The sequence below is a fragment of the Amycolatopsis sp. NPDC001319 genome, assembly GCF_042896185.1.
Classification (GTDB): domain Bacteria; phylum Actinomycetota; class Actinomycetes; order Mycobacteriales; family Pseudonocardiaceae; genus Amycolatopsis.
In genome coordinates this window covers 939,513-955,527 of sequence record NZ_JBIAWY010000001.1, presented here as the reverse complement: position 1 = coordinate 955,527, position 16,015 = coordinate 939,513, and the positions used below count along the sequence as shown (strand labels likewise).

Below are 16,015 nucleotides of genomic sequence, written 5' to 3'. Positions count from 1 at the left end.
TCCCTTCAGGCGCCGGGCCGCAGCCGTCCTTCGGCGAGCGCCGCAAAGCCTAGCCGGACCAGGTCACGGCCGATTTCCGCCGTCTCCCGCAGCGCCCGGTCGAACTCGGCGAGGGCACGGAAGGCGGCGCCGTACGAGCGTTGCTCGGCGAGCGGGTAGCGCGGCACTTTGAGGCGCCGCGCGTCGATGCGGGTGGAGGCGCTGTGCACGGGGAAATCGGCGGCGCGCAGGCAGCCGGCGAGGAAATCGGCGTCCAGGCGGTCCGGATCGACGCGGTAGAGGGAAAGCGCGGGGCCGAGCCGCACGGGCGGTCCACTGTGGACCTTGACGGCGCCGGTGACGGACGCGATCACGTCGCCTTCGTGCGCGATCACGGCCGCGCCGTCGGGGGCCGCGTAGCCGGTGGGGGCGCGGCCGGCCAGGACGTCGTCGGGGGTCAGGACGGGTTCGTCGCCGTCGCCGGTCCGCGTGGGCGCGTGGTGGATCTCCAGCGCGCCGGCCTTCACCAGCTCGCCGACGGTGGTGTGCGCCGGTTCCTCGCCCGTCGGCTGCAGGGGCGGGAGATCGAGGCCGACGCGGCTGAAAAGCCGTTGTGCGGCAAGGAAAGCCTCGCCGAGGTCTTCCCGGGCGGTGCGCCGCTGGGCGGGCGTGAGGTCGACGTCGTCGTCGAGGAGGTCGATGATGCGTTCGCCGGTGCCGTTGTCGAGGTGGTCGTGCCAGAGGGCTTCGGCGTCGTCGACGGTCGTCTCGGCGATCAGCGCGGTGGCGGGCGCGCGGGTGCCGGGCTCGGGTCTGGTGAGCAGCCAGAGGTCGGTGCCCGGGGCGAGGGTGAGCACGGCGCGAAGCGCGCCCGCGCGCAGGAGGTTGGCGCGGATGCGTTTGCCGCTGCGCCGGCCGGCCGCGGCGCCGGGCATCAGGACGGCGACGGTGCCGCCGGGCTTCACGCGCGCCAGGCAGTGCTGCACCCACGCCAGCTCCGACTCGCCGCGCGGCGGCAGGCCGTACTCCCAGCGCGGGTCGCCGACCAGCTCTTCGTGGCCCCAGGCGCGTTCGTTGAACGGCGGGTCGCAGAGGACGACGTCGGCCTGCTGACCGGTGAAGGCGTCTTCACGCAGGGAGTCTCCGGCGTGGATCTCGGTGTCGGCGCCGTGGAGACGCAGGCGCAGGGCGGCGATGCGGGCGGTGGTGAGGTCGCTGTCCTGGCCCTGGGCGCGGGCGGCGTCGGCGGCGAGGAGCAGGGAGCCGAAGCCGCACGCCGGGTCGAGCACGGTGGTCTCTTTCGCGCCGGTGAGGCGGACCATCAGGCTCGCGTACGCGGGCGTCGTCGGCGAGACGCGCCGCGCGTGGGCTTCGAAGTAGCGTTCGCAGAGCTGCTCGAAGGTCCAGGTCGCCCCGTTCACCGTGGCCGCCTGGGCGAGGAGGGTGAGCAGCTCGGGGTCGTCCGTCGGACGTTCGGTGGCGTGGGTGAGGTACTCACCGGCGTCGGCGACGCGGGTGCCCAGCTCCAGGTCGTCTCCGAGGGCGCGCAGCCGTTGCCACGCCAGGTCGATCGGCGCGAGCTCCACGGGCCGGCCGCGGCCGGCCAGCCACGCCTGCACCTCGGGCAGCGAGAACAGCGGGCTGGACGCGGTGCCGCCCACCGGGCGCGGGAAGTCGTCGTGGCGCCGCCGCCAGTTGCTCACCGCGGCGCGGCGCACCCCCGCGAGCCGGGCGATGTCGGCGGCGGTGACCGTCGCGGTGTCGTCCATGGCCAGCACGATAGCTGATGACTGGAGTTTCCATCGTTTTGCTTGTTAACTCAGTCAACCAATGGTTACATGGTGGCATGGCCACCAACCAGACCCGGTTCACCCTGCGCTACGCCGCGGGCTCCGACACCGGGCGACGACGCTCGATCAACGAGGACTCCGTCTACGCCAGCGGACGCCTGCTCGCCGTGGCCGACGGTATCGGTGGTCAGCCCCACGGGGAAGTGGCCAGTGCCACCGCGGTCGGCGTGCTCGCGAGCCTGGACTCCGAGCTGCGCTCGCTCGACCTCACCTCGATCGACCTCCAGAGCACCCTCGCGGACGGCGTCCGGCGCATCGGCGAACGCCTCACCGAGGTCGCCGAGCAGGACCCCGCCACCCACGGCATGGGCACCACGCTCACCAGCCTGCTCTTCGACGGCGTCCGCTTCGCCGCCGCCCACATCGGCGACTCCCGCGGCTACCTCCTGCGCGACGGCGAGCTGCACCGCATCACCCGTGACCACACCCTCGTGCAGGCCCTGGTCGAAGACGGCCGCATCTCCCAGGCCGACGCCATCGACCACCCGCGCCGCTCGCTGCTCATGAAGGCCCTCCAGAGCACCGGCTCGGGCGACCCCGACGTCTGGGAGTTCACCCCGCTGGCCGGCGACCGCCTCCTGCTCTGCTCCGACGGCCTCACCGCCGGCGCCGGCGAACCCGCCATCGCCGAAACCCTGGCCGCCGGCACCCCCGACGAAGCCGTCCCCGCCCTCATCACCCTCGCCAACGACGGCGGCGGCCCCGACAACATCACCATCGTCGTCGCCGACGTCGTCCCGGCCTGATCCCCACCCCCGGCCCACCTGCGGGACCACACCACCCCATCCGGTACCCTTCTCCACGGAGGATTGGCCGAGCGGCCTAAGGCGCACGCTTGGAAAGCGTGTTGGGTTCACGCCCTCGCAGGTTCGAATCCTGTATCCTCCGCCGCAATAGCAGGCGAAACGCCGGGCAGCTTTCACGAGCAGCCCGGCGTTTTGTCATTGCAGTCTCAATTCCCGTCTCAATTGCCATCCCGAGACTCACCACGCGCAAGACGCAGGAACTGCGACAACGGATGGCCCGTCCACCGGACGCTCCGGATGGTTGCCGCGAACAGGTGGTCGCCGGGGCGGCTGTGGTCGAGGTCGGCGTCGAGGTCCAGAACTGCGCGGCCCCCGCGGTCCGGCTCAGGCCGCGCCGGCGCCCGGCGCGCTGCGCGTCGAGCGCCCGGTGCGACGCGGCCCGGTCGAAGGCCCCGAACCGGCCCACCATCGCGTCGCCTCCGGGCCCGCCGCGGCACGCCCGTCCGAAAACCCGAATTTCCTTCCACATCCCCGATTTCGCCGGTTCGCGCCGCGCTCGGCTGGTCGGTCTACGGCCCGTTGGGCCGTTGCCGAAGCGTTGCTGATCGACACCCGTGCAGGCCACGGGGCTAGCCGAGGACCTCCGGAACCCACCCCGAACCCACGCGCTAGTCTCCTCCGCAGACTCGATCGTAGAAGTTCGGAGAGGTTCATCGGTGTCACGAATACCGGCCTGACCTGGGCGCGGCCACTCGCGCGCGAGCCTCGAAAACCGCAGGTCACCATGGCTGGAACACGGTTCGGGGGTCCCGTTACCGACCGCTGCCCGCGAGGCCCCGGACGTCACCCACGTCCGGGGCCTTGTCGATTCTCCCCCAGTTCCTCACTTACCGAAGACACCTGATCACGCTAAGTTTGTACGTGGTCGTTCCAGCCCCGACGCACCGAGGAGTCCGCCCCCATGCCCGGAGTGGAAGAGATCCGCGCTGGCATCGCGCTCGCGAACGAGAAGGCGTCCGCGAGCATCGCCGCCCTGCAGCAGGCAGCGCAATCTCTCGAAGAAGCCCAGTTGTCGCTTTCCCAGGCGACGCAGGGCAGCAGTCAGCACGAGGTCAACCAGGCCCACGGTCTGCTGGCCGAAGCGCTGAACGGAATCACCGGGATGCAAAGCACCATCCAGGCCAGTATTTCGTCGGCCGACTCCTACTCGGCCCGGTTGTAACCGCATGTCGGGACTCGCCGAGATCCACCAGTTGCTCACCGCCGCGATGACGGGCCTCACCGACGGGCGCGCCCACGCCGAGCGGGCCAAGTCCCTGCTCGGGGACGCCCGCAGAGCGCTCGTCGACGCACAGGCGAAAGCCGATCCTTGGCTGCCGACGCAACTGGACCAGGCCGACGAGGGACTCGACCACCTCCTCACCCGCCTAGCCGCCGCCGACGACCTGGTGAGCGGATATCAGTCACGTCTGTAGGGACGACCGCGCTATGAGCAGCACCGATGGCCAGTAAATCCGCCGAGCAGCGCAACCGCGTTCAGACGGCGCTGGACCGGGTCCGGCACCAGATCGGGCTCGTGCTCGGTGCCGCCGCCGGCGCCCGCGAGGCCGCGGAGGCCGACGTCGCGCGGCTCGCTCTCGAACAGGAAATCGTGCGGGTCGGCATGAACCACGCCGATGCCGAGCAGCAGACCGAATGGGCGCGGCACCCGGCCGCGCACGAGGTGTTCGCTTCGCTCGGCGGCGTGCGCAACGCGTTCTACACCGACTGGAGCTCGGGCCCGGGCGCCCTGCGGGATCTGGTGGCGGCCAACGCCCCGGGCCCCGCGGGGCGGCCGCCGAGCGAATGGCTCGGCCGGGTGGGGACCAACCCCGGCATCATCGCGCCGGGGCTGTGGCGCGTGGGCTCGGCGACGGCGGCCGGCCGCGACATCTCGCGGACGTTCGACGTCGCCGTGCCCCTGCTCGACGAGTCGCACCTGCAGATCACCTCGGCGCCCAAAACGCGGCCGGTGATCGACGGGATCGTGCAGAACCTGCTGATGCGGGTGCTCTCGACGTTCGAGCCCGGCGCCGTGAAGATCCACCTGTGGGACATCGGGCAGCTCACCGCGATCCTGCCCGACCTGTACCCGATCAGCCGCACCAGCGCGCTGTCGCTGTACGACCCGACGCGGCTGGAAGACCTCCTCGACGAGCTCGCCGGCCACATCCGCCGCATCCACGCCACCGGCATGCAGGCCGGGCACACGTCGTTGCGGGAGCTGCGCCGCGCCGGCAACCAGCGCGTGGAGCCGTACCGGATCGCAGTGCTCTACGGCAACGGCGAAACGCTGGAACCCGAGCTCGCGCGCGACCTCAAGCGCGTGGCCAGCGGCGCGCTCGCCGCGGGGATCTGCCTGATCCTGATCGACGTGCCCACGGCCGTGAGCGCGTCGGTCGAATCGCTGAGCCTGCTCGACGAACGGCGCGCGATCAGCAGCATGACGGGCACCGACCTCGTCGTCGACCTCGACCCGCCGCTGCCGTCCGGGCAGGTCATCCGCGCGGCCGGGCGGATCGCGGAAGCGTTGATCGCCAAGCAGGGCGGGCCGCGGTCGTTCGCCGACCTGCTGCCCACGGAGTTCGGCCAGGAGAGCTCGGCGCGGGAGCTGCGCGCGCCCGTCGGGTTCTACGAGGGCGAGGCCGTCGAGGTCGTGATCGGCGACGCCAGCCCGCACGCGCTGATCGGCGGGCCGAGCGGGTCCGGCAAGACGAACTTCCTGTACGCGCTGCTGGGCAGCCTCGCCGCGCGCTACACACCGGACGAGCTGGCGCTGTACCTCCTGGACTTCAAGGAAGGCGTGTCGTTCGCGGGCCTGGCGCCCGGCCGCAAGGACGCGAGCTGGCTGCCGCACGCGAAGCTCGTGGGTGTCAACGTGAACACCGACCGCGAGTTCGGCCTGGCGCTGCTGCGGTTCCTCGCCGACGAGCTGCGCCGGCGTTCGGCCGCCGCCAAGGAACACGAGGTCACGAACCTGGCCGACCTGCGCGAGCAGGACCCGGGCGGGCACTGGCCGCGGATCGTCGCCGTGATCGACGAGTTCCAGTACCTGTTCGCCGGGCGCGACCAGGTCACGGCCACGGCCACGCAGCTGCTGGAAGACATCGCGCGGCGCGGGCGTTCGCAGGGCATCCACCTCGTGCTCGCGAGCCAGGACGTCGCGGGCATCGAGGCGTTCTGGGGCAAGCCGGCGGTGTTCGAGCAGTGCACGCTGCGCATCGCCATGCCGAAGGCCCGGCGCGTGCTGGCGGAGACGAACAACGCGGCCGTGTCCGCGCCGAAGTGGCACGCCGTGATCAACCACGACTCCGGTGTGGCGCACGGAAACCTGCTCGCGCACATCCCGGACGCGAGCAGCCGCAACGTGTTCGTCGACCTGCAGCACAAGCTGTGGGAGCTCTACTCCGGACGCTTCCCGCGCCCCCGGCTGTTCGACGGCGCACATTCGCCGGTACTGGAACAGTTCCCGGCGTACACGGAGCTCAAGCCCACCTCGCGCCCGCGCGCGCTGCTGGGCCAGTCGATCGACGTGACGGAGGCCGCGCAGGGCGTCGAGCTGCCGCGTGCGCCGGGTCGCAACGTCGCCGTGCTGGGCGGCGCGTCGGCCGAGGCACTGTCCATCATGGACTCCGCGGCTCGGTCGCTCGCGCGGCAGTACGAGATCGGCGAGGTCGAGTTCGTGCTGTTCTGCCCGATCGAGGCGTGCGCACCGGCCGTGCTGGAGCTGACGGAGCGGCTGCGCGCCGAGGGGCACATCGCGGACCTGATCGACGACCTGTCGGCTCTGCTGACCTCGATCGTCGAAGGGGAGCTCGGCGGTCCGTCGCGGATCCTGCTGCTGTACGGGGTGGACGCCGCGTTGCCCGCGTTGGAGACCAAGGCACCCGGCCAGCTCAAGAGCGGCCTCGACCACCTGCGCACGGTGCTCAAGACCGGCCCGGGCCACGGCGTGCACACCATCGGCTGGTGGCGCAGCATCGCGCGGCTCAAGGACACGCTCGGCTTCGGCGGCACCGACGACATCGGCACGTGGGCGGCGCTCGACGTGCAGGGCAACGAGCTTTCGCCGTTCGCCGCCGGCCAGGTCGTGCACTGGTCGCCGCGCCAGGGCCGCGCGTTGTTCTTCGACCGCACCACGCACGGCGCCCCCGAAGTGATCATCCCCTTCCAGCGCCCCGAAACCTCCGGAGACCCGTCATGACGGACGATGCCAGCGCGGCCATGCGCTACAAGGAGATCGTCGGCCTGGCCCGCGGCTCCGCCGACAACCTGCGGGCCTGGGAGCTCGCCCGCGCCGACGAGATCGACCACCAGCTCGCCGACGCGCACGCCGCCGTCTCCGCCGCGAAGGAACGCGAGGAGAAGGCGGCGGAACGCGCGTCGCGCTGGTGGAAGATGGCCCTGCACAACGTCGCCCGGCTGAACTTCCTCGAGCCGGCCGACGATCCGCAGCCGGTGTCGACGGCGCGGCCGCAGTACCTGGACCGGTATCTCGAGGAAGTGAAGCCGTCGTACCAGGAGCTGGTGCAGGCGGTGCTGGCGCTGGGGTGGCGAGCGAAACGCTGATGCGTCAGACGACGTCGGTGTAGAGCACGACGGTGCCGCCCGCGGTACTGGCGGTGACGCCGCAGTTCAGCTTGTGGGCCGCGAGGTCCGGGGTGATCGTGAGCTGCGGGTTCGTGGCGCCCTCGACCGGGACGTAGAACTCGAAGCCGTTGGCGGGGTCGACCCGGTTGGAGTACCAAGCGTAGTCCACCTTGGCCGGTTCGCCGTTCGTCCACTTCGGAGCGTCACAGGTGAGCGTGTTGCCTGCGGCTTTGGTGCCGGTGATCGTCGGCTCGTGCTCAGTCATCGGCGCCAGCGGCGGCCTCGGCTGCGTCAGGAATTTCCGCAACGCGACCGCATCGGCGAACCCGTTTGCGGTCGGCTCACCGCACTGCTTGCCCGCGACCTCACCGGCGAAGCTGACGACGCCGACGAGCCGGCCGTCCTGAACCAGCGGGCCACCGCTGTCGCCGGGACAGACCGTGGCCGCGGCCTGCGTACACAGCACCGACGGGCCGTCGACCACGTCCGAGCTCCCGAACGACCGTCCGCACGCCTGGTCGTCGATGACCTTGAGCTGCGCGTGCGCGAGCTGGTCACCGAGCGCGGGCAACGGATCCTTCGGGTCCGGTGTTTTGGTGAGCCCGTGCCCGTACACGTCCACAGCGGACCCCGGCTTCGGCGCCCGGGTGGCCACCGGCAACGTCGGGACGTCGAACACCGGACGCGCCAGCTTGATCACGGCGACGTCGTCGGCCGCACTGGCCTTCGAGTAATCCTCCGGCGCCAGCGGCGACGGGATCAGCCGAAACCCCGGGTCGATCGACCACCCGTCGATCGGCACGATCCGCCCGGGATCGGTCGACAGCGTCCCACCCCCGAGGTGCACCTCGAAATGCGTCGGGTCCACGTGGTCGAGGCAGTGCGCCGCCGTCGCCACCCGATCCGGCGCGATCAACGCCCCACCGCAGCTTTCCCGCTGCACCAGGGGCTCGTCGCCCTTGAACACGACCGTCGCCATCCACGGCGCCGCACCCTCGGGCGTGGGCTCACCACCGGACACCGCCATGGCGGGCGCCGCCACCACCGTGCCGGCCACCAGAACAGCCGCGGCCACGGTCACCATCCTGCGCATTCGGACCTCCTCATCGGTTGGTCCGAACGTACGAATCCCGGCCCACTCCGGACAACGCTCGCCGGAGTGATCACCACGTACGCCTTTCGGCTACGGGCATCGCGCCGATCGGCTACTTGTTCCAGATCACCGCGTCCCCGGACACGCTGAAGGCCACCATTCGCGGAGAATGGTGGCCTTCAGCGTTACGAGAGAACTACTTACGCGGAGCAGTCCGCCCCAGCAGCTGGTCCAGGTAGTCCAGCAGGTCGTAAGCCAGGTCCTGCAGCTTGTTCCCCGTCGACGGCCGGAACCGCACGATCTGCGGGTCGTGGTCGCTGGCCTGGTCGGCGAACTCGGCGTTGATGTGGACCACGTCGTAGTCCACGCCGCGAAGCGCCGGGGCGGCCAGGATGTGGTCCAGGACCTGCGACTGGCCCTCGAACACGTAGCTGTACCGCTCGGCGGCGGGCAGCGTCGAGATGAGGTCCTTCAGGCCGCCGGACGTCAGCTGGGCCAGCGCGGGCGAGAACTGGTAGTCGTTGAGGTCACCGGCCACCACCACGTTGGCGTTGCGGTCGGCCGAAAGCAGCTGGGACACGAAACCCTTCAGCACGGTCGCCTGCTTCTGGCGCTGCACCTCGGAGCTGCGCACCGGCGGCTGGAACCGGCCGTGCGTCGGCTGGTCGCCGCCCTTGGAGTTGAAGTGGTTGGCGATCACGAACACCGTGCGGCCCTGGAAGACGAACTCGCCGGCCAGCGGCTTGCGGCTGTCGGTCCACGCGTCGTTCGTCGGGTCGACGCGGCCCGGGGACTGCGTCAGGTGCACCTTGCCGTGGTCCTTCACGACGCCCACCGAGGAGGTCGCGCTGCCACCCGGACGGTCCACGAAGGACACTCGCGCCGGGTTGAACAGGAAGCCCACGCGGATGTTGCCGCCCGGCTCGCCGCCGTCCTCGTCGTTGGTCGGGTCGATCTCGCGCCACTGGTAGTGCGGGCCGCCCGCCGCGACGATCGCGTCGGTGAACTTCTTGAGCGTCACGTCGGCGGTGACCACGCCGTCGTCGGTGGCGCCGTCGTTGTCCTGGATCTCCTCCAGGTTCACGACGTCCGGCGCGGCCAGGTTGTCGACGATGCCGTGCGCGAGCTGCGCGAACTTCGTGTCCGGGTCGGACGGCGCGAGGTTCTCGACGTTGTACGTCGCCACCGCGAGCTGGCCCGGCCGCTGGCGCGCCGTAACCTCCTTCTGCAGGTGGTTGTCCTTCACCGGACCCATCTGCGATGCGAAGAGCGTGTAGCCGCCGAAGCTGCTGTACTCGACCGGGCCGGAGGTCGTGCCGGTCAGCACGTCACCGGTGTTGACCTTCGGGAACGGCTGCTGGTCGAACGGGATGATCGACTGGACCTTCAGCACGCCCGTGTTGATCTTGTCGTAGCCCAGGTAGACCGTGCCGCCGCGCGGCGTCGGGTTCTGCTGCGGCTTCGTCGTCACGTACAGCTCGTCGAAGTCGTTGCTGGGGCCGACCACGCGGGCGTCGGAGATGCTGATGATCTCGCTCTCGTGCGACTCCCAGAAGTCCAGCGCGTACTTCGCCGGCTCCAGCGGCAACGCCTCGATGTTGCCGCCGGCGTTGGGTGCGAGCACGTCCGGGATCTGGTCGGGCGTGATCTTCGTGGGCGCGGGCACCGGGTTCCCGTGCGTACCGACCGTCCACTGTGCACTTGACAGCTCGGTGAGCGACTGGTAGTTCGAGGTCGCCGGGGCGTCCGGGTAGAACTCCTTCACCGTGCCGGCCGCGGTCACCGCGTCGCCGACGGCCACGGCGGGCGTGGTCGAACCGGTGAACACGAACAGGCCCTCGCTGGTGCGCGGGTCGCTGTCGGGGTTGGGGTCGGTGAGCCAGAAGCCGCGTGACGAACCGAAGGTGCGCACGGCCGTGACGATGCCCGTGACGTCGCTGACCTTCTTGTCCTTGAACGGCGAAATCCGCGTGGTGCCCTGGATGTCGTGGATCTTCGCGGGGGTGCCCGGGTCGACCGGACCGGTGTCGCCGCCGCCGGCCGTCTCGCCCTTGGAGTTGGTGGGCGTCGGGTCGCCGACGGTGAAGTCGGCGCTGTTGTTGTCCGTGTCGGCCAGCGACGCGGCGCGCGCGGCCGAGGTCGTGTTCGACAGCGCGGCGGTCGGCGTGCCCTCGCGGACCACGGCGTCACCGAAGCCGACGAGGTCCTTGACCTGCGGGTCGGCGGCGCAGTCGGCGGCGGTCTTGCAGGTCAGCGCGGTGGAGCCGCTGACGAGCGCGATCGTGCCGGCGGTGCCGGACATCGAGATGGTCCCGGTCGCATCCGGGGTGGGCAGCGCGACGGTGCCGCCGGTGCCCTTCGACTCCTGGACGAGGTAGCGGCCGCCCGCGGCGACCGAGCCGGCGAGCTTCGTGACCTGCCACGTGCTCGACGCGCTGGCCGTGGCCGGCAGGTACTGCACGCTGAAGCCGTCGAGCGCGAGCGGCGTGCCGCCGCGGTTCGCGAGCTCCACGAAGTCGTTGGTGAGGGTGGCGCCGGCGTTGCCCCCGCCGCCGTAGACCTCGGCGATGACCGCGTCCGCGCTGGGTGTGGCGAGTGCGGCGGGAGCGCCGCTCACCACCAAGCCCGCGACGGCAGCGGCGGTCAGCACGCTCTTTCTTCGACCGGATATGGTCACCCTGAGTCCCCTTTGCATGAACGGTCGACGCATCGTCCCCCGAACAAGCGAAGGGTAGGAAGACTAAGAGGCAACGATTCGTAACGAGTTCGCGGAATTACCTCCGAGGGACGGGTTGACACAGTGATCTCTCTCGTACTCGGCGGAGACGTCAACGTGCAGGGGCGGACCGAGCCGAAAACGGCATTCCGGGCGCTGACTCCGTTGTTGAGCGGAGCCGACCTGCGTTTCGTCAACCTCGAGGGCCCGCTGTCGGGATCGATGGGCGACCACGGCGGTCTGGACATCCCGCACAAGCCGAATTGGCGCCATTCCGCACCCGAAATGGTCGAGGCGCTCACCGCCGCCGGCATCGACGTGGTGTCGGTGGCCAACAACGTGACGTACCCGCCGCCGGCCATGCTCGCGAGCCTGGCGGTGCTGGAGAAGGCCGGGATCGCGTACTGCGGCGGCGGTCCGAACCTCACCGCCGCGCACACGCCGGCCGTGATCGAGCGGGCCGACCGCCGCGTCGCCTTCCTCGCGTTCACGTCGCTGTGCTGGCCGGTCGGCCAAGAGGCGAAGGCCGATTCGGCGGGCGTCGCGGTCGCCGGCGCGTACACCTCCTACCAGCCGGACCCGCGGGTGCTCGACGTGCCGGGCCGGCCGCCGATCGTCCACACCACCCCGGTGCCGGCGGACCTGGAACGCCTGGTCGCCGACGTCCACCGCGCCCGCGCGACGGCCGACCACGTGATCGTGTCGATGCACTGGGGACTGCCGGGCGAGGAGCTCACCGAGTACCAGATCGCCTACGCCCACGCGATCATCGACGCGGGCGCCGACCTCGTGGTGGGCCACGGGCCGCACAGCATCCAGGCCGTGGAGGTCTACCGCGGCCGCCCGATCCTCTACAGCCTCGGCAACCTCGTGTTCGACTGGCCCGCGATGCGCGGCCGCCACGTCGACGGACTGCTCGCCGGGTGCCTGCTCGGCGACCGGCCGCGGCTCGAGCTCATTCCGGTGCGCCGCGGCGAGGACAACGAGTGCGTGCCCCTGGCCGGCGAGGCCGCGGCGCAGGTGCTGCGGCACGTGGCCGAGCTGTCGGCGCGGCGGTCCACAAAGGTGGCCGTGGGAGCCGGGATCGGCACCGTCGAAGGGTTTCTCGCGCCGAAGCGCTGAGGGCGTTTCCCCAGGTCGTCACCCGGACGGCCCATCTGCCTTAAATGCAGGTCAAGCTTTGGCGCGGTGCGTTTGCGGCGGAGGTACCTTTACTCGCGAGCCCACGAGAAAGTGGCCCAGACCACTTCCCGGGAGCTCACGGGTCGCACACCGCGGGGGGAGGCGACACGATCACATGGGGGTTGATCGTGTTCGGCTTGCGCGGTTTCGCGCCCGCTGAGGAACGCCGCGGACGCGGGATCTTCCGCTTCGCTCGCGACCGCGGCGTCCTCGAGAAAGTTTGCCCCGGGGGTTCGTGGGTGGTGCGGCGGCGGCTTGGCGGCCGCACCACCTACGAGCGGTACTTGCCGATGAGGGTCTTGGCGCCCGACAGTGCAGCGCGTCCGGCGCCCTTCGCGCTCGCCGCGAGGAACGTCGTCCAGTCGAAGTAGTCGCGCCACAGCACGATCCGGCCGTTCTCGACCTCGAAGGTGCCGCACACCCAGAACTCCGCCGCGAACGAGCCGCGGCGCAGCACGTCGGTGCGTTCGGTGAGCACGATGTTGCCGTCGGCGGCGATGTGGTGCGTGCGTGCTTCGAACCCGGTGCCGAACCGGGTCAGCGTGCGCAGCTGCTTCTCCACGGCCGTGAGCCCGCGGGCGGGCGGGAGCGGCACGTTCTGGTAGGTGATGTCGACAGCGACGTGGCTCAGCGCCCGTTCGACGTCCATGTCTTCGAGAGCCTGCAGGAACGCGGTGACCACGGCCTTGGGTTCGCTCATACGACCAGGCTAGGCCCAAATGGCCGGTCGCCGACGATCGCGACGCGTTCGGCCACCCGGTTGTGGGGGTGGTAGTCGTTCACGGCGTAGTGCTGGGTCGCGCGGTTGTCCCAGAACGCCACGGCGTCGCGGGTCCAGCGGAAGCGCACCTGGTACTCGGGCGTGTGGGCCTGGAGGAACAGGAAGCGGAGCAGGCGGTCGCTCTCGGGTTTGTCGAGGCCCACGACGTGGGTGGTGAAGGCCTGGTTCACGAACAGCGTCCGCCGGCCCGTCTCGGGGTGGACGCGGACGATCGGGTGCTCGACGGGCGGGAAGCGGTCCTGGTGGGCGGCCAGCAGGTCCGGGTCGGTGAAGCGTTCGAAGCCGGGGACGAAGTCGTGGACGGCGGTCAGGCCGTCGATGCGTTCGCGCACGTCGGCGGGCAGGTTGTCGTAGGCGGCGGCCATGTCGGCCCACATCGTGTCGCCGCCGATCGGCGGGACCTCCACCAGCCGGAGGACGGAGCCGAGCGCGGGTGCTGGGCGCCAGGTGACGTCGGTGTGCCAGATGTTCTCGTAACCCGGCATGCCCGCGGTGCGGGTGAAGCGGACGACCTCGTCGTTGTCGCCTTGCGGGATGAAAGGGTTGGTTTCCAACGCTCCCCAGTGGGAAGCGAACACGCGCTGTTGTTCCGACGTCATTTTCTGTTCGCGGAAGAACAGCACCTTCCACTCCAGCAACGCGCGGTTCAGCTCTTCGCGAACCCGGGGGGTCAATGACGCTCCGAGGTCGACGCCCTCGATTTCGGCCCCGATCACCCGACCGAGAGGGCGGAGGGTGAACAGTTCGTAGGGGCGTTCTTCGACCCCTTCGGGCAGCCGGCGCAGCACGCGCGGGCCTTCGAGGATGCCGTCGGCGGGGGTGGCCGACGAGCGCAGCAGGTCGATCGACATCAAGCCCTCCGGGTGGTCGAATCGGCTTGGTTGAGCGGAGTTCGGCCGTTCGGGGTGGCTCGCCGCGGCGACCGGCGCGCGGCTGTGCCGGCACCGGACGGGCGGCCGGGCCGGCGGCGCGGGCGGGTGGCTGGCATGGGCGCGATGATCGTCAGCGCTGCCGAGCGGGGTCAAGGCTCTTCACGATGTGAAACTGTCCTACGCCCGGCCGAGTGACCACACAGGACGTGATGAGGTTAGATCTCCCCCTACAGGGTGACGAGGTGGGGGCCTGGCCACCTTGAGCTGTTTTGTTCCGGGAAGGGGAGGTCCCATGGCGAGCTCGACGAGCGAGCGGCTGCGCGCCGCGGCCGACGCGCTGGACAAGGCCGCGGCCGACGCCGACCAGGCGGCCGGCCGGTTCGCCGAGGCGCGTCTGGAGTCGACGCCGTTCGGCATCTCCGCGCCCGCGCGCGAGCTGGCCGCCCGATGGGAGGCCGCGCTGGCCGCGCGCGACGTCGACGCCCGCGTCCTCGGCGACGCGACGTCCGACCTCGCCGGCCGCCTGCGCATGGCGGCGGGCGGGCACGCGGAGAAGATCCGCCCCGCGGTGGCGACGGCGCTGTTCACCTGATGCCGTTCCTGCACCCGGCCCTGGAGAAAGCCGCCGCGACCCTCGAGCCGCTGCGGAAGGCCGGCGCGCGCCTGGGCGCCCCGGACCCCGTGGCCGCGCTGCAGCAGATCGACTGCTCGCCTCCCGCCATCCGCGAGTCGGCCCGCACCTTGTCCACCGGCCGCGACGTCCTGGTCACCGCGCGGCTCGCCTTCGAAAGCGGCGCCCACCGCGCGGAACGCCGCTGGGGCGGCGAGCCCGCCGCGCGGTTCCGCACCCGCGCCGACGAGCTCGACGTGCACTACCGGCAGGCCGCCGAAGCCGCCGCCCGCACCGCCGCCGTCGGCCTGGACCTGGCCGACCTCCTGGACCGCCTCGCCACCGAGACGGCAGCCCAGGTCATCTGCGTCGCCGGCTCCGCCGCCGCGTCCGCCGTCGCCGTCCTGGCCGGCGACCGCTCGACCGAGGCGGTGCAACCAGTACTCGACGCCTGCGCCGCCGTCGCGCGCGCCGTCGAAACGGGCGTCTCGACGATCATGGAGACCATCTCGTTCCTGGAACCCTTCGGCACGCCAGTCCTGCCCTTCGACTGACGCACCCGGCTCCCGGCGCCGCCGCCCCACAGCCTTGCCCTCCGGCACCGAGGCCCCTGAATTCCAGCCGCGCCCGCCAGCAACCCCCGCGCCCCACAACAGCGGACCCTGGGGTTCCAACGGCGCCCACCGTCAAAGCCACGCTCTGCAACTGCGACCCCTGGATTCCAGCGACGCCACCCAGCAAAATCGCGCCCCCCAACGGCGGTGCCAGGGGTCCCAGCGGCGCCCGCCGTCAAAGCCGCGTCCAGCAACTGAGGTGCCCAGAATTCCAGCGAACCCGACCAGCTAACCCGCACCCCGAAACGAACGCCCCCAAGTCGGCCGTGCCGACCTGCGGTCAACCTGAACGCCACCGGAGTTGTCTTTCAAAGACGATCACCCACCCCCGTGACCAACTCACCAGTCGCAACCACCACCGGGGGTCCGGGGGCAACGCCCTCCGGGCGGGGCCTGGGGGTTGCACCCCCAGAAAACACAGCGAGCGAGGCACATCAACGCTTTCCGTTGACATACCTCGCCCACTCGCGAGCGGTGGCGGTGGGATTTGAACCCACGGACGGGATTAACCGTCACACGATTTCGAGTTCCGATCCCGGTCGTTCAAACGAGTCCAGCTCGGTCATTTGCGCTGGTCACCCCGATCCGGCGACCTAAGGCGAACATACTCGAATCTGCCTGAACTGAGACCAGGACTGAGACCAATCGCGCGGGCGTCAGCTCGGACGTCGTCGGCTGGTCTTCCGACCCACCGACCAGCGACATGTAAGACTGGTCGCGTGTTGGACGAGGCGAGTCGACAGCGACAGCTGTGCTCTGGTTGTGGCCGTCGTGTGGACCTTCGTGGCGGCGAGTCTGCTGCCTTTGTTGCGTATTTCGACCTTGCGTCGGGTTGGCTCCTCGCCCTGCCAATAGGTGGCACCTCGCTTGCCTGGAACAAGAGGTGGTCATACCTGAAGTCGCGACGCGAACCGCGCCAGCAGCAGACGGCTTCGCGGTAAGC

At 70.6% G+C, this 16,015-nt stretch carries 13 protein-coding genes and 1 tRNA gene; 9 read left to right on the top strand and 5 right to left on the bottom strand.

Translation table 11 applies throughout. The annotated features are described in order from the left end of the window. Window positions 1–5: 5 nt before the first annotated feature. Window positions 6–1,748, bottom strand: a complete 1,743-nt coding sequence (locus tag ACFY1H_RS04530) for an N-6 DNA methylase (protein WP_386944574.1) — start codon at window positions 1,746–1,748, stop codon at window positions 6–8. 77 nt (window positions 1,749–1,825) lie between these two features. Here ACFY1H_RS04530 and ACFY1H_RS04525 point away from each other — a divergent pair, with 77 nt between their 5' ends. The 6 genes from ACFY1H_RS04525 (at window position 1,826) to ACFY1H_RS04500 (ending at window position 7,183) form a co-directional block, all read left to right on the top strand. Then, window positions 1,826–2,575 carry a PP2C family protein-serine/threonine phosphatase gene (locus tag ACFY1H_RS04525; protein WP_386944572.1) on the top strand — a complete coding sequence of 250 codons (750 nt, stop codon included), beginning with the start codon at window positions 1,826–1,828 and terminating at the stop codon, window positions 2,573–2,575. Window positions 2,576–2,632: 57 nt separating this feature from the next. Then, window positions 2,633–2,717: transfer RNA gene (locus ACFY1H_RS04520), tRNA-Ser, on the top strand. Window positions 2,718–3,536: 819 nt separating this feature from the next. Next, complete coding sequence (locus tag ACFY1H_RS04515) at window positions 3,537–3,797, top strand: hypothetical protein (protein WP_220244957.1); 261 nt, start codon at window positions 3,537–3,539, stop codon at window positions 3,795–3,797. A gap of 4 nt (window positions 3,798–3,801) precedes the next feature. Beyond that, window positions 3,802–4,050, top strand: coding sequence for a hypothetical protein (locus tag ACFY1H_RS04510; protein ID WP_285971769.1), 249 nt, complete (start codon window positions 3,802–3,804; stop codon window positions 4,048–4,050). A 26-nt stretch (window positions 4,051–4,076) separates the two neighbouring features. Beyond that, window positions 4,077–6,818 (top strand): FtsK/SpoIIIE domain-containing protein, encoded by a 2,742-nt coding sequence (locus tag ACFY1H_RS04505; RefSeq protein ID WP_366584074.1) that lies wholly within the window; start codon window positions 4,077–4,079, stop codon window positions 6,816–6,818. Next, window positions 6,815–7,183, top strand: a complete 369-nt coding sequence (locus ACFY1H_RS04500) for a hypothetical protein (RefSeq protein ID WP_360601296.1) — start codon at window positions 6,815–6,817, stop codon at window positions 7,181–7,183. Before ACFY1H_RS04505 ends, ACFY1H_RS04500 begins: the two co-directional genes overlap by 4 nt. Before the next feature lie 4 nt (window positions 7,184–7,187). On the opposite strand, the gene ACFY1H_RS04495 is transcribed toward ACFY1H_RS04500, so the two are convergent. Then, window positions 7,188–8,297 (bottom strand): S1 family peptidase, encoded by a 1,110-nt coding sequence (locus ACFY1H_RS04495; protein ID WP_386944568.1) that lies wholly within the window; start codon window positions 8,295–8,297, stop codon window positions 7,188–7,190. Between the two features lie 196 nt (window positions 8,298–8,493). Then, on the bottom strand, window positions 8,494–10,992 hold the full coding sequence (locus tag ACFY1H_RS04490; protein WP_386944566.1) for an endonuclease/exonuclease/phosphatase family protein: 2,499 nt from the start codon (window positions 10,990–10,992) through the stop codon (window positions 8,494–8,496). A 105-nt stretch (window positions 10,993–11,097) separates the two neighbouring features. Between ACFY1H_RS04490 and ACFY1H_RS04485 the strand changes: the two genes are divergently transcribed. After that, window positions 11,098–12,135: a CapA family protein gene (locus ACFY1H_RS04485; protein ID WP_366584077.1), complete on the top strand. Its 1,038-nt coding sequence runs from the start codon at window positions 11,098–11,100 to the stop codon at window positions 12,133–12,135. Window positions 12,136–12,466: 331 nt separating this feature from the next. Here ACFY1H_RS04485 and ACFY1H_RS04480 read toward each other — a convergent pair whose 3' ends face one another. Beyond that, window positions 12,467–12,895 (bottom strand): limonene-1,2-epoxide hydrolase family protein, encoded by a 429-nt coding sequence (locus tag ACFY1H_RS04480; protein WP_366584078.1) that lies wholly within the window; start codon window positions 12,893–12,895, stop codon window positions 12,467–12,469. Further along, the gene (locus ACFY1H_RS04475; RefSeq protein WP_386944564.1) at window positions 12,892–13,827 is read right to left on the bottom strand and encodes a TauD/TfdA dioxygenase family protein; all 936 of its coding nucleotides are present in this window, start codon (window positions 13,825–13,827) and stop codon (window positions 12,892–12,894) included. Before ACFY1H_RS04475 ends, ACFY1H_RS04480 begins: the two co-directional genes overlap by 4 nt. Window positions 13,828–14,140: 313 nt before the next feature. Here ACFY1H_RS04475 and ACFY1H_RS04470 point away from each other — a divergent pair, with 313 nt between their 5' ends. Both ACFY1H_RS04470 and ACFY1H_RS04465 read left to right on the top strand, forming a co-directional pair. After that, window positions 14,141–14,440, top strand: a complete 300-nt coding sequence (locus ACFY1H_RS04470; protein WP_285971760.1) for a hypothetical protein — start codon at window positions 14,141–14,143, stop codon at window positions 14,438–14,440. After that, complete coding sequence (locus ACFY1H_RS04465; RefSeq protein WP_386944562.1) at window positions 14,440–15,012, top strand: hypothetical protein; 573 nt, start codon at window positions 14,440–14,442, stop codon at window positions 15,010–15,012. The genes ACFY1H_RS04470 and ACFY1H_RS04465 overlap by 1 nt, the downstream gene beginning before the upstream one ends. Window positions 15,013–16,015: the final 1,003 nt, after the last annotated feature.